Annotated in this window: 12 protein-coding genes; 5 read left to right on the forward strand and 7 right to left on the reverse strand. The window is 70.7% G+C overall.

The window, feature by feature from the left end; all coding sequences use genetic code 11:
- The first annotated feature begins 131 nt into the window (after window positions 1-131).
- Both EDF19_RS15560 and EDF19_RS15565 read left to right on the forward strand, forming a co-directional pair.
- Window positions 132-1,517, forward strand: a complete 1,386-nt coding sequence (locus EDF19_RS15560) for an AAA family ATPase (RefSeq protein ID WP_123681782.1) — start codon at window positions 132-134, stop codon at window positions 1,515-1,517.
- Window positions 1,510-3,531, forward strand: a complete 2,022-nt coding sequence (locus EDF19_RS15565) for a VWA domain-containing protein (RefSeq protein WP_123681783.1) — start codon at window positions 1,510-1,512, stop codon at window positions 3,529-3,531. Before EDF19_RS15560 ends, EDF19_RS15565 begins: the two co-directional genes overlap by 8 nt.
- A gap of 295 nt (window positions 3,532-3,826) precedes the next feature.
- Here the strand turns inward: EDF19_RS15565 and EDF19_RS15570 are convergent, their stop codons facing one another.
- From EDF19_RS15570 to EDF19_RS15580, 3 genes are read right to left on the reverse strand one after another with little or no spacing between them, the layout of a single operon-like run.
- Window positions 3,827-4,585 (reverse strand): SCO1664 family protein, encoded by a 759-nt coding sequence (locus tag EDF19_RS15570; RefSeq protein ID WP_123681784.1) that lies wholly within the window; start codon window positions 4,583-4,585, stop codon window positions 3,827-3,829.
- Complete coding sequence (locus EDF19_RS15575; RefSeq protein ID WP_123681785.1) at window positions 4,582-5,109, reverse strand: DUF3090 domain-containing protein; 528 nt, start codon at window positions 5,107-5,109, stop codon at window positions 4,582-4,584. Before EDF19_RS15575 ends, EDF19_RS15570 begins: the two co-directional genes overlap by 4 nt.
- Before the next feature lie 33 nt (window positions 5,110-5,142).
- On the reverse strand, window positions 5,143-5,865 hold the full coding sequence (locus tag EDF19_RS15580) for an MSMEG_4193 family putative phosphomutase (RefSeq protein WP_123681786.1): 723 nt from the start codon (window positions 5,863-5,865) through the stop codon (window positions 5,143-5,145).
- 71 nt (window positions 5,866-5,936) lie between these two features.
- Between EDF19_RS15580 and EDF19_RS15585 the strand changes: the two genes are divergently transcribed.
- Genes EDF19_RS15585 through EDF19_RS15595 form a run of 3 tightly spaced genes read left to right on the forward strand, consistent with a single transcriptional unit; the run spans window position 5,937 to window position 8,798 of the window.
- A complete protein-coding gene (locus EDF19_RS15585) occupies window positions 5,937-7,202 on the forward strand; it encodes an MFS transporter (RefSeq protein WP_123681787.1) in 1,266 nt (421 codons plus the stop codon).
- A 9-nt stretch (window positions 7,203-7,211) separates the two neighbouring features.
- The gene (locus tag EDF19_RS15590; RefSeq protein WP_123681788.1) at window positions 7,212-8,357 is read left to right on the forward strand and encodes an AI-2E family transporter; all 1,146 of its coding nucleotides are present in this window, start codon (window positions 7,212-7,214) and stop codon (window positions 8,355-8,357) included.
- 12 nt (window positions 8,358-8,369) lie between these two features.
- Window positions 8,370-8,798 (forward strand): BLUF domain-containing protein, encoded by a 429-nt coding sequence (locus EDF19_RS15595; protein ID WP_123681789.1) that lies wholly within the window; start codon window positions 8,370-8,372, stop codon window positions 8,796-8,798.
- An 11-nt stretch (window positions 8,799-8,809) separates the two neighbouring features.
- On the opposite strand, the gene EDF19_RS15600 is transcribed toward EDF19_RS15595, so the two are convergent.
- The 4 genes from EDF19_RS15600 to EDF19_RS15615 form a co-directional block, all read right to left on the reverse strand.
- Window positions 8,810-9,418: a ScbR family autoregulator-binding transcription factor gene (locus tag EDF19_RS15600; protein WP_185022891.1), complete on the reverse strand. Its 609-nt coding sequence runs from the start codon at window positions 9,416-9,418 to the stop codon at window positions 8,810-8,812.
- A gap of 156 nt (window positions 9,419-9,574) precedes the next feature.
- On the reverse strand, window positions 9,575-10,948 hold the full coding sequence (locus EDF19_RS15605) for a sugar ABC transporter substrate-binding protein (protein ID WP_123681791.1): 1,374 nt from the start codon (window positions 10,946-10,948) through the stop codon (window positions 9,575-9,577).
- 25 nt (window positions 10,949-10,973) lie between these two features.
- Window positions 10,974-11,915, reverse strand: coding sequence for a carbohydrate ABC transporter permease (locus EDF19_RS15610; RefSeq protein WP_123681792.1), 942 nt, complete (start codon window positions 11,913-11,915; stop codon window positions 10,974-10,976).
- 15 nt (window positions 11,916-11,930) lie between these two features.
- Entirely contained in the window at window positions 11,931-12,905 is a 975-nt protein-coding gene (locus EDF19_RS15615) for a carbohydrate ABC transporter permease (protein ID WP_260217234.1), read from the reverse strand.
- Between the last annotated feature and the right edge of the window lie 118 nt (window positions 12,906-13,023).

The following is a 13,023-nucleotide window of genomic DNA, read 5'->3' on the forward strand; positions in this document are numbered from 1 at the left end:
CCGATGCCGGAACGTCAATCATTGCTCCTGCTATGGAAACCCACAAGCGACTGGAGGCACGGGGCGGGCCCGCCCCGTGCCTCCAGTCCGCCATCTGGTCGCTTTCGCGAACGCGGCGTAGCGTCGGAGCGGTGACCCGACCCGACATCCGAACGGTCGGCGAGCTCCGCACCTCTGGTCACGTCCAGAAGACGGTCCGCGCCGAGATCCGCGACAACCTGCTCACCGCCCTCCGACAGGGCGCCGACCCGTGGCCCGGCCTGCACGGCTTCGAGACCACGGTCATCCCCCAGCTCGAACGCGCCCTCATCGCCGGACACGACGTCGTCCTGCTCGGCGAGCGCGGACAGGGGAAGACCCGCCTGCTCCGCACCCTGCAGGGACTGCTCGACGAGTGGACCCCGGTGATCACCGGCTCCGAGCTCGGCGAGCACCCGTACGAACCGATCACCACCGCGAGCACCCGACGCGCCGAGGACCTCGGCGACGCCCTGCCGATCTCGTGGCGGCACCGCGACGACCGCTACGTCGAGAAGCTCGCGACGCCGGACACGAGCGTCGCCGACCTGATCGGCGACGTCGACCCGATGAAGGTCGCCGAAGGGCGCAGCCTGGGCGACCCGGAGACCATCCACTTCGGACTCGTCCCCCGGGGCCACCGCGGCATCGTCGCGATCAACGAGCTGCCGGACCTGGCCGAACGCATCCAGGTCGCGATGCTCAACGTGATGGAGGAGCGCGACGTCCAGATCCGTGGCTACGTGCTCCGGCTGCCGCTCGACGTCCTCGTGGTCGCGAGCGCGAACCCGGAGGACTACACGAACCGCGGCCGGATCATCACGCCGCTGAAGGACCGCTTCGGTGCCGAGATCCGCACGCACTACCCGATCGAGCTCGACGACGAGATCGCCGTCATCCGGCAAGAGGCGCAGCTGACCGCCGAGGTGCCCGACGCGATCGTCGAGATCCTCGCGCGCTTCACCCGAGCCCTGCGCGGCTCCAGCGCCGTGGACCAGCGCAGCGGCGTCAGCGCCCGGTTCGCGATCGCCGGGGCGGAGACCGTCGCCGCTGCGGCCGTGCACCGTGCGGCGCGGCAGGGCGAGCCGGACGCCGTCGCCCGCCCGATCGACCTCGAGACCGCGGTCGACGTGCTCGGCGGCAAGATCGAGTTCGAGAACGGCGAAGAGGACCGCGCCGACGAGGTCCTCGAGCACCTGCTCCGGACCGCCACGGCGGAGACCGTGCGGTCCCGGTTCCGCGGGCTCGACTTCACCGTCCTGGTCGAAGCCCTCGACGGCGGGACGATGGTGACCACCGGCGAACAGGTCGGTGCCCGCGCGTTCCTCGAGGGCTTGCCGTCGATCGGTGAGTCGGACCTGTACGACCAGGTCTGCGAGCGGCTCGGTGCCACGAACGACGGCGAGCGAGCCGGGGCGATCGAGCTCGCGCTCGAGGGGCTCTTCCTGGCCCGGCGAATCAGCAAGGAGTCCGGCGGGGGCGAAGCCGTCTATGGCTAGGCAGAACCGTCGGCTGACGCGGGACACCCGCTACGGGCGCTACACCGACGGCCCCGACCCGCTCGCACCGCCCGTGGACCTCGCCGAGGCACTCGACGCCATCGGGCAGGACGTGATGGGCGGGACCTCGCCCGAACGCGCGATGCGGGAGTTCCTGCGTCGCGGCGGACGGACCCAGCGCGGCCTCGACGACCTCGCCCGCAAGGTCGCCGAGCGCCGGCGGGAACTCACCGCGAAGAACAACCTCGACGGCACGCTGCAGCAGGTGCGCGAGCTCCTCGACGAGGCGCTGCGGGCCGAACGCGGCGAACTCGCGCGGAACGTGGACCTCGACGACGGCGACCGTGCCCTGGCCGAGATGCAACTCGACAGCCTGTCCCCGTCGCCGGCCGCCGCCGTGCAGGAACTCGGCGACTACGACTGGACGAGCCCGACCGCACGGCAGAAGTACGACGAGATAAAGGACCTGCTCGGTCGCGAGGTGCTCGACCAGCGCTTCGCCGGGATGAAGCAGGCGCTCGAGGGCGCGACCGACGAGGACCGCGCCGCCGTCAGTGCGATGATGCAGGACCTCAACGCCCTGCTCGAGGCGCACGCCCGCGGCGAGGACACCCAGCAGCAGTTCGACGACTTCATGGCGCAGCACGGCGAGTACTTCCCGTCGAACCCGGCGAACGTCGACGAGCTGCTCGACGACCTGGCGGCCCGCGCCGCTGCCGCCCAGCGGATGCGGAACTCGATGACCGAGGAGCAGCGCGACGAGCTCGACGCCCTCGCCCAGCAGGCCTTCGGCTCCCCCGACCTGATGGGACAGCTGTCGCAGCTCGACGGCAACCTGCGGTCCCTCCGCCCCGGCGAGGACTGGGGCGGTTCGGAGCGCATGGACGGCGAGCAGGGCCTCGGGCTCGGTGACGGCACCGGGGTGTTCCAGGACATCGCCGACCTCGACGCCCTGGCCGACCAGCTCGCGCAGTCCGGACCCGGCTCGGAGCTCGACGACCTCGACCTCGACGCGCTCTCCCGGCAGCTCGGGAACGACGCCGCGGTCGACGCGAAGACCCTGCAACAGCTCGAGAAGGCGCTCCGGAACTCCGGGGCGATGCGCCGCGGCGCCGACGGGCAGCTGCGGCTCACCCCGAAGGCGATGCGGCAGCTCGGCAAGAGCCTGCTCCGCGACGTCGCCGAACGGATGTCCGGCCGTCAGGGCGCACGGGACATCCGGCAGTCCGGCGCGGCCGGCGAACCGTCCGGCGCCACGCGGCAGTGGGCGTTCGGGGACACTGAGCCGTGGGACGTCACCCGGTCGATCACGAACGCGCTGACCCGGACCGCAGCGTCCGGTCGCGAGGGCCCCGGCGTTCGCCTGACCATCGACGACGTCGAGGTGCAGGAGACCGAGGCGCGGACCCAGGCTTGCGTTGCACTGCTCGTCGACACCTCGTTCTCGATGGCGATGGAGGACCGCTGGGTGCCGATGAAGCGCACCGCGCTCGCGCTGCACACCCTGGTGTCCACCCGGTTCCGCGGCGACGACCTGCAGCTCATCGCGTTCGGACGCGAGGCCGAGGTGATGGACATCGAGCAGCTCGTCGGACTCGACGCGATGTGGGACAAGGGCACGAACCTGCACCACGCCCTGCTGCTCGCGAACCGGCACTTCCGCAAGCACCCGACCGCGCAGCCCGTGCTGCTGATCGTCACCGACGGCGAGCCGACCTCGCACCTCGAACCGAACGGCCAGGTGTGGTTCGACTACCCGCCCGACCCGGTGACGATCGCGCTCACCGTCCGCGAACTGGAGAACTCCGGCCGGCTCGGTGCGCAGACGACCTTCTTCCGGCTCGGCGACGACCCCGGCCTGGCGCGGTTCATCGGGGCGATGGCGAAGCGGGTCGACGGCACCGTCGTCGCTCCGGAGAACGACGACCTCGGCGTCGCGGTGGTCGGGTCCTACCTGGGGTCCCGACGTGGCGGGATGCCCCTGTTCGACGGGCCAGCGGGCAACTTCCGCTGAGGCCTGTTGCTCGCCGTTCCGCAGTCGTATGCTGATCGCCACACAGGAGCCCCAGACCTCGGCCACCGTGACCGAACTTCCTGCACCGACGTCGTCGGTGCGCCGGAAGCGGTCGGTCGAGAGCCTCTGATCCGCGCTCGACCGGTCGATGCCCACGGTGTCCCGGAGAGCAACGGCGCTCCCCGCGCAGGGGCACCGTGGGTGCCCGCGCCCTCGGATCAGGGACGCGGGCGGGTCGGTGGGTTCCGGACCCGACGGGGCTCACCGACCCGATCCCCACCGGCCGCTCGAGCGTCTAGAAGAGCGGCCAGGGCACCGCGGGGCCGTGGCCTGGCGGCGGCGGGAAGATGCCGACGGCACGGAGTGCGGCACAGCGAGCCCGGACCGTGTCGACCTCCTCCGCCGTCAGGTGCTCGGCGAGTGCGTCGCCGAGCTCGCCACGCAGTGCCGCCGAGACGCGGTCGAGCCCTTCGAGTTCGTCCGGGCCGAGCGGGTCCCCGATCCATCCCCACAGCACGGTGCGGAGCTTGTGCTCGACGTGGAAGGTCAGGCCGTGGTCGACGCCGAACCGGTGTCCGTCGGGCATCGCCAGCACGTGGCCGCCCTTGCGGTCGGCGTTGTTCACGACCACGTCGAAGACGGCCATCCGCCGGAGCGCCTCGGAGTCCTCGTGCACGAGCGTCACCGGACGGTCCTGCTCGTCGATCGCCTCGAGCACGGGCAGCCACGGCGCCCCCTCGGCTTCGGCGTCCTCGGCCGCGACGAGGTCGACCGCGTCCTGGTCGGGGTCGACGTGCTGCCAGCGCTGGACCATGCCGGGGCCGTAGGGTCCGTCGCCGAGCCAGGTCGGCGGGACGACACCCCAGCCGAAGGCCTCGGACACCAGGTACGCGGCGACCTCACGACCGGCGAGGGTGCCGTCCGGGAAGTCCCAGAGGGGCCGTTCACCCTCGATCGGCTTGTAGACCACCGCGTCGCCGTCGAGGTCGGCGAGGAAGGTCGCGTTCGAGGCCTCCCGGATGCGTGCCCGGATGGACAGGGAGCCGTCGCTCATGCCTCGCCGGGCGGTCGGCCCGCGGCGACGACCTCACGGGTGCGCTCGACGAACGCGCGGGCGGTGCCGACCGGGATCTTCACCTGGAAGAGCTCCTCGGGCTCGGGGATCTCGACGACGGCCTCGATCTCGGTGCCGTCCTCGCTCTCCTCCGACAGGATCTCCACGTCGTCGTCGATCGGGTAGGCCTCGATGACCACCTGCGCGGTCGCCGGGTCGAAGCCGAGGCTCAGCGCGCCGGCGCGGAACTCGGGCTCGACCGGCTGGTCGAGGGGTGCGGGGTCGCGGAGTTCGACCGGCGCGGTGTCCGGGACGCTGAAGCGGTTCGCGTCGACCGTGGCGACCTCGTCGAGGAGTTCGTCGATCTTCTCGGCGAGCACCGCGGTCTGCTCCTTCTCGAGTGCGACGCTGGTGACCCGCTTGCCGTCCCGTGCCTGGAGGTAGAAGGCGCGTTCGCCTGGGCGGCCGATGGTGCCGACGACGAGGCGGTCCGGCCAGTCGAAGCCGTGGACGATGGTGGGCATACCCGCATTGTAGGAGGGCGCGCCTCCGCCCGTTCAGGGTCTGGCAGGGCCTGTCTCGGACGGGGCCTCCGGATGTCCGGCTCCGCCCCCGACCGCCGCGTCGCCGCTCGGCGCCGGAGCCGTGGCGAGCCACGAGAGATCGCCGGACTCGGTGTTCGTCGCGACCACCTCGGGCCGGTGCTCGCCGTACCGCACGACGGACACCGAAGCCGGTCCGACCCCGATGCGCTGGAACAGGTCGAGGTGCATGCCGAACGCGTCGGCGAGGACGGACTTGATGATGTCGCCGTGGCTCACCGCGACCCACACCGCTCCGGGACCGTGCTCCGCCTCGACCTCGGCGTCGATGCGTCGGATCGCCGCGACCGCGCGGGACTGCATGGTCTGCATCGACTCGCCACCGGGGAACACCACGGCGCTCGGGTTGGCCTGCACCGTCCGCCACAACGGCTCCTTCGCGAGGTCCGCGAGCTTCCGCCCCTGCCACTCGCCGTAGTCGGCTTCGGTGATCGCCCGTTCGATGGTGGTCTGCGGGTCGCCGGGCTGCCGTCCGGTGATGGCCCTGGCGGTCTGCCGGCACCGCTCGAGGGGGCTGGACACCACTGCCACGACGGGGACCGCCGCGATGCGCTCCGCGGTCCGCTCGGCCTGGCCGCGGCCCACGGCGTCGAGCCCGACCCCTGCCGTGCGCCCGGCGAGCACCCCGGACGCGTTCGCGGTCGTGCGTCCGTGACGGACGAGGAGGACGGTCGCCATGGTCCCGATCCTAGGCGCGAGCCGGACGCGCGACCCTTGACGGGCCGTCGGCGGACCGATCAGATGGTCACATGACCCCGCACCCTCGAGGGGCCCTCTTCGCCACGTCGACGATGACCGGCTTCGGCATCGCGACGTGGGTGACCAGGACGCCCGCCATCCGCGACGAGCTCGGGGCATCGATCGAGGCGATGGGGCTGGTGCTCCTCGGGCTGTCGATCGGATCGATGATCGGGATCCTCGGCGCCGGTGCGCTCGTCCGACGGCTCGGCACGCGACCGCTCATCCTGCTCGGTGGTGCGCTGCCCGTGGTCGGGATGGTGCTCGTCGCCCTGCTCGCCCCGGCACAGGTGCCGGCGGGTGTCTGGGCGGGGCTCTTCCTGATCGGGTTCGGGTCCGGTGTCGCCGAGATCGGCCTGAACGTCGAGGCCGCCGCGGTCGAACGGCACATCGGTCGCCCCGTCGTCCCGGTGCTGCACGCCTGCTTCAGTCTGGGGACCGTGGTCGGTGGTCTCGTCGGGATCGCGATGACGGCAGCCGGCACCCCGGTCGTGGTGCACCTGCTCGTCGGCGCCACCGTGATGGCGGGACTGGCGATCTTCGCAGCGCTGAACCTCCGGCCCCTGCCCCGCGAAGCGACACCCGCCGACGCCGACGCCAGCACGAGCGCTGACGCCAGCACGCGCGCCGACGCCAGCACGAGCGCCGACGCCCGCGTCACCGCCGCCACCCGCCGCTCCGTCATCACCGTCCAGCTCGTGCTCATCGCCGTGATCACCCTGGCGATGGCCTTCGCCGAGGGCGCCGCGAGCGACTGGCTCCCCCTCCTCATGACCACGGACCACGACGCCCCCGAGGCCGTCGGCTCGCTCGTCTTCACCGGCTTCGCCCTCGCGATGCTGATCGGCCGTTCCGCCGGCACCCCGCTCGTGACCCGCTTCGGCCGCGCCCCGGTGGTCCGGGTGTGCGCCGCGGTCGGTGCGGTCGGGGTGCTGCTCGTCGTCGTGTCCCCGAGCCCGGCCGTGACGGCAGTGGCCGCAGCGGTCTGGGGGCTCGGCATCGCCCTCGGGTTCCCGCTCGCGATCTCGGCGGCCGGCGACCACCCCACCGACGGCGACCGCCGGGTGTCCGTCGTCGCGACCGCCGGGTACATCGCGTTCCTGGTGGGGCCGCCGCTGCTCGGGTTCGTCGGCGAGCACCTGGGCCTGCAGACCGCGATGCTCGTGCCCCTCGCACTCCTGGTGGTGGCCTTCGTCGTCGCCCCGGCCACGCGCGGGGACGAGCAGCCGACGGACGCCTCCCCCGCAGCCCCGGCGCGTCGCCCCGCCGATCGGTAGCGTCTCGGTATGCCGTTCTTCCGCGACAGCCCCCGCCCGACCGAGCCCTCCCGCATCCAGGCTGCGTGGTCCGACTCGACGGGCCGCCTCGCGACCCGGTGCCTGCAGGTGATCATCGTCGTGGTGCTCGCCGCGGGCGTGGTGTGGGCCGGCAGCATCCTCAGCGTCGTCACGATCCCCGTGCTCCTCGCGCTCATCATCGCCTCGGCCATGCACCCGGTCGTGTCGTGGCTGCGCAAGCACCGGGTGCCGTCGGTCCTCGCGACCCTGGCGGTGCTCATCGGCGTGCTCGCGGTCCTCGGCCTGGTGGGCTGGCTGATCGTCGTCGCGGTCGAGAACCAGTGGTCCCAGTTGCAGGACTCGGCGGTCGACGGCTTCCAGCAGCTGCAGGACTTCGCGAAGAACCTGCCGATCTCGATCTCGGACTCGCAGGTCGACGATGCGGTGCAGTCGGTGACGGACTTCGTCACCAGCGCGCAGTTCGGCTCCGGGGCACTCGCCGGTGCCTCGGCGACCGCGAACTTCCTGACCGGCCTGGTCCTGATGATCGTGGTGCTGTTCTTCTTCCTGAAGGACGGCCCGAGCATCTGGGAGTTCCTGCTCCGTCCCTTCAACGGCGAGCGCTACGCCCGCGCACGCCGGGTCGGCGACCGGGTCGTCTCCACCCTCGGCGGCTACGTCCGTGGCACCGCCACGGTCGCCGCCGTCGACGCGATCGGCATCGGCATCAGCATCGCGATCGTCGGTGTGCCGCTGGCGCTCCCCCTGGCCGTCGTCGTGTTCATCACGGCGTTCATCCCGATCGTCGGCGCCACCGCGGCCGGCATCCTGGCGGCCCTCGTCGCGTTGGTCGCACTCGGTCCGGTGCAGGCGCTCATCGTCGTCGGCATCGTGATCGTCGTGAACCAGCTCGAGGGCAACTTCCTGCAGCCGGTGCTGATGGGCCGCACGCTGAAGCTGCACGGCCTCGTCATCCTGATCGGTCTGACCGCCGGCACCGTGCTCGCCGGGATCACCGGCGCGATCATCTCGGTGCCGCTGCTCGCCGCCGCGTGGGGCGCCATCCTGGTCTGGGACGGGCCGGACACCCCCGCTCGGCCGTGGCGCAAGAAGCGCAACGAGGACGTCACGGCCCACGAACTCCCCGCGGGCTGAGACGATGGGACCGTGCTGGTCTCCATCGTCTACATGAGTCGTGCCGTCGTCCCCTTCGACGACGACGCCCTGGCGGTGCTCCTCCGCCAGGCCCGGCTCAACAACGAGGCCCTCGGGGTGTCGGGGCTGCTCGTCGCGAAGGGCGGCCGCTTCATGCAGCTGCTCGAGGGGCCGGCGTGGAGCGTCGACGACCGGTTCGCGGCGATCGCGCGTGATCCCCGCCACGGCGAGGTGAAGTCGCTCGTGCGCGAGGACATCGACCGCCGTCGGTTCGACGGCTGGTCGATGGCGTACCGGGCGCTCGACGACGCGGACGTCCGCGCCGAGGCCGGCTTCAGCCCGTTCCTCGCGGGGTCGTCGGAGTTCTCGCCGTCCTTCGACGGGACCAGTGCGGCGTGGTTGCTCAAGTGGTTCCGCGACCGCGAGCTGCACGACCGCTGACGCGCGGGGGCCTACGCGACGCGGAAGGCCTCGTCCACGACGCCGAGCAGTCGGGACCGGTGCGCCGGATCGGCGGTCGCGGTGATCACCACGTGCCACATGGTCGCGACCGCCGGGAACAGGTCGGTACGCCCCGTCCGCACGTCGGACACCAGTTGCACGCCGGTGAAGTAGGGCACGACGGTGGCGCCGAGCTGATCGGCGGTCAGGTCGGTGCGGAGCTCACCGCTCGCGATCGCCAGACGGAACACGTCGACGATCCCGCCGATCCACTGCTCGTAGAAGCTGACCGTCGCCGCGTGGAACTCACCGCGCTCCAGGGACAGACGGATGCCGGCCCGCACGATCGGATCGGTGCGGAGCAGGTCCGCGATCCCGCGTGATGCCCCCACGAGCGCGGCGACGGGTGAGCTGTCGGTGTGGCTCACGACGTCGAAGGTGCGGGCGTTCTGCTCGCCGATGACCCCGAGTGCCAGGGCGAGTTTGGTCGGGAAGTGGAAGTACAGCGCCCCCTGCGAGACGCCAGCGGTGCGGGCGATGCCCGCGATCGTCGCGGCGGCGAAGCCGGCGCGGTCGAACTCCTCCGCCGCGGCCACCAGGATCTGCTCACGTCGTTCCACGGGACCAGTCTCACTGACTGGAGGCGCGGTGCCAGCTGGCACCGCGCCTCTCCCCACCGACACGGCCGACGCGCCGCTGGCGCGTCGCGCCGGAACCGGCGGCGTGGGCCCAGTCCGAGGGTGGTCGCGTCAGACCGCGTCAGGCGCCCTGCAGGCTCAGGTGAGCGCGAGCAGGTTGTTGACCTGCTCGTTGATCCCGGTCAACGTCGAGATCGGCTTGCCGTTGGCGTAGACGTCGTCGAAGGCGGGCTGCAGCAGCGCCTGCACGTCGGCCGGGTTCCGCGTGACCGGGAACAGGAACGTCGTCTTCTCCTCGACCTGACGGGTGAACGCCGACACGTCGAGTCCGCGCTTCCGGAACGACGCCACCGCAGCCTCGGTGCCCGCCGGTCGTGCCGGGAACACCACGCCCGCCCGACCCACGATCTCCTGCGCCGTGTCGCTGCCGAGGAACGCGACCCACAGCGCCGCGGCCTCCGGGTCCTTGGCCTGCTTCGTGATCGAGTCGCCGAGCCCGTTGAACATCGACGCACGCTTGCCCGTCGGCCCGATGGGCGTCGGTGCGACGGCGACGTCCACGTCCTTCATGCCGAGGTACGTGCCGATCATCCACGAGCCGTTGAACGAGAGCGCGCACTTGCCGGCTCCGAGCTGCACGTCCGGCCCGGTCGTCGTGGAGAACACCCCGTACTTCGCCATGTAGCCCTTGTCGGCGAGGCGGTAGTACCAGGCGAGTGTGTCCTGCACGACCTGTTCGTCGTAGCGGAACTTGTTCCCCCACGGGTTCTCGTTCGTGTAGAACCAGTCGATCGACCCGGTGAAGGGCGACCACTGCGTCTGCCCGAAGCCGTCACCGCCCGACCCGTTCGACGAGATGCCGTAGACCTCGACGTGGTCCTTGTCGAAGCCGGGCTCGTCGCCGCGGCGGCCCTTCGTGTCGATGGTGAGGTGGGCGAGCATCTTCTCGAACGACCCGCCGTCGTCAGGGTTCCACTCGAGCGACTGGAGTTCCTCCTCGGAGACGCCGGCCTTCGCCATCGCCTTCCGGTCGTAGAACATCGCGATCGTGTCCCAGTCCTTCGGGGAGCCGTACCGGTGCCCGTCCTGGCCCTTCCAGAGCTCGGCGAGCCCGGACTGGAAGTCGTCGTCGCGGATGCTCTTCGTCGCCTCGAGCTCGTCGAGCTTGTAGAGCACGTCGAGGTCCGAGTACTGCGGGAACTTCGTCAGGTGGTCGGTGAAGACGTCGGGCGCAGTGCCCGCGATGAACCCGGCCGTGAGCTTCGTCCAGTAGTCGGCCCAGCCGAGCTGGGTGATCTTCACCGTGATGTCGGGGTGTTCGCGGTGGAAGGCGTCGGCGACCTGCTGGTAGGCGGGCATCTGGTTCGAGTCCCAGAGCCAGTAGCTGACGGTGCGGGCGCCGCTGCCCGCACCGGTCCCCCGGCTCGGGGACGAGCACGCGGCGAGCGCACCGAGGGCGAGGGCGGAGGCGCCGCCGGCGAACAGCGCGCGACGGGTCAGTTGGTTCGTCATGGTGTTGGTCCTGTCCGGAGCCGGGTCACTTGATCCCGGAGAAGCCGATGGAGTTGACGATCCGCTTGGCGAAGACGCCGAACAGCAGGATCATCGGGAGCGCCGCCACGAGGGTCGCGGACATCAGGCCGGCCCAGTCGGTGCCGGACTGCGGGGTCTGCGACTTGAAGACGCCGAGTGCGACGGTCAGCACGCGGGAGCTGTCCGTGTAGGAGACCATGAGCGGCCAGAAGTAGTCGTTCCAGCTCGTGATGTAGGTGAGCACGGCGAGCGTGGCGATCGGGGCGGCCGCCATCGGGATGACGAGGCGGAAGAACACCCGGATCTTGCCGGCGCCGTCGATGAGCGCGGCCTCCTCGACCTCCTTCGAGATGCCGAGGAAGAACTGCCGCAGGAAGAACACCGCGAACGGGGTCATGAACATCGTCGGCAGGGCGATGCCGAGCAGGTTGTCGACGAGCCCCAGCTGCTTGATGAGGGTGAAGTTCGGCAGCAGCGTGAAGATCGCGGGCACCATCAGGCCGGCGAGGAACACACCGAAGACCTTGTCGCGTCCGGGCCAGCGCAGGCGGGCGAAGGCGTAGGCCGCAGCGGCGGAGAAGAACACCTGACCGACCGTGACGAGCGTCGAGACGATCACGGAGTTGAGCAGGTACCGCCAGAAGTTCAGCGCGGCACCGGAGCCGCCCTGGGCCAGCGCCTCTTCGGTGGACTGCAGGCCGAAGACGCGCTCGAAGCCCCCGAGGCTGAACCCGACGGGCAGCAGCGACGTGGGGTCGGAGTTGATCGCGCCGTTCGAGGACAGCGCGGTGCGGAGGATCCAGTAGAACGGGAACAGGGTGATCACGATGACGGCGATCATCGCGACCCACGCGAGGACGCGGCCGACCGAGGGGCGACGGCGGTGCGCAGCACCCGGTCGGGGCTCGCGCTTCGTGGTGAGGGAACGGGTGAGTGTCGAGGTCATGGTCTGGCGCTCCGTTCAGTCCAGGTCCGACTCACCCGAGCGGGTGAGGCGGTACTGGATGATCGTGATGATGCTGAGGACGACGAGGAGCGCGACGGACACGGCCGACGCGTAGCCGAACTGGAACCGGCCGAACGCCAGGTTGTAGATGTAGTTCTGCACGACGTTCGTGGCGTTCGCGGGACCACCCTGGGTGGTGACGGCGACGGTGTCGAAGACCTGGAACGAGCCGATCACGGTGATGATGAGCACCAGGGACAGGATCGGGCGGAGGAGCGGCACGGTGATGCGCCAGAACATCTTCCACTCGCTCGCACCGTCGATGCGTCCGGCTTCGTAGACCGTCTCCGGCAGGGACTGCAGGCCCGCGAAGATCAGGAGCGCGGTGTACCCGACGTGACGCCAGACGTTGATGAGGGCGATCGAGGGGATGCCCCACACGTCGCTCTGCAGGAACGGGATGCGGTCGAGGCCGAGCGCTGCGAGCATCTCGTTGCCGATGCCGAGCTGGGTGTCGAGGATCCACAGCCAGACGAGCGCGGCGACCACGTTCGACACCAGGTACGGGGCGAGGACGATCCCGCGGACGAAGGTCGACTTCGTCAGGCGGTGCATCATCACGGCGATGAACAGCGCCACGACGGTCTGGATGACGATGTTGATGAGGACGTACTCGACCGTCACGACCATCGAGTGCCAGAAGATCGAGTCCTGCACCAGGCGGGCGTAGTTCTGCAGGCCGGTGAACTCGGGCGGCGTGAGCAGGTTGTACGACGTGAAGCTCAGGTAGATGCCCCGCACGGTCGGCCAGGCGAGGAACACCGCGAACCCGACGGCGGCCGGGGCGATGAAGGCGAGTGCCAGCCAGAGGTCGTTCCTGGGGCGGCGCCGTGGTGCGCTGGTGCGGGCGGCGGCGAGGTCGACGGACCTGCTCCTCCGTCTCGTGCTGGCTGTCGTCAAGGGTGACGACACTGGGCTCTCGGTGGCCATCGCGACTCCTTCGTCTGCGGTGGACTGACGTGCAGCAGTCCGTGAGCCGGGAATCTACACGTGGGGATAGCACTTGACAAGCATCTTTTTGCTGGGCCGGTGAGGGGGTTGTCACGTG

The organism is Curtobacterium sp. PhB115 (assembly GCF_003752025.1).
Lineage (GTDB): Bacteria > Actinomycetota > Actinomycetes > Actinomycetales > Microbacteriaceae > Curtobacterium.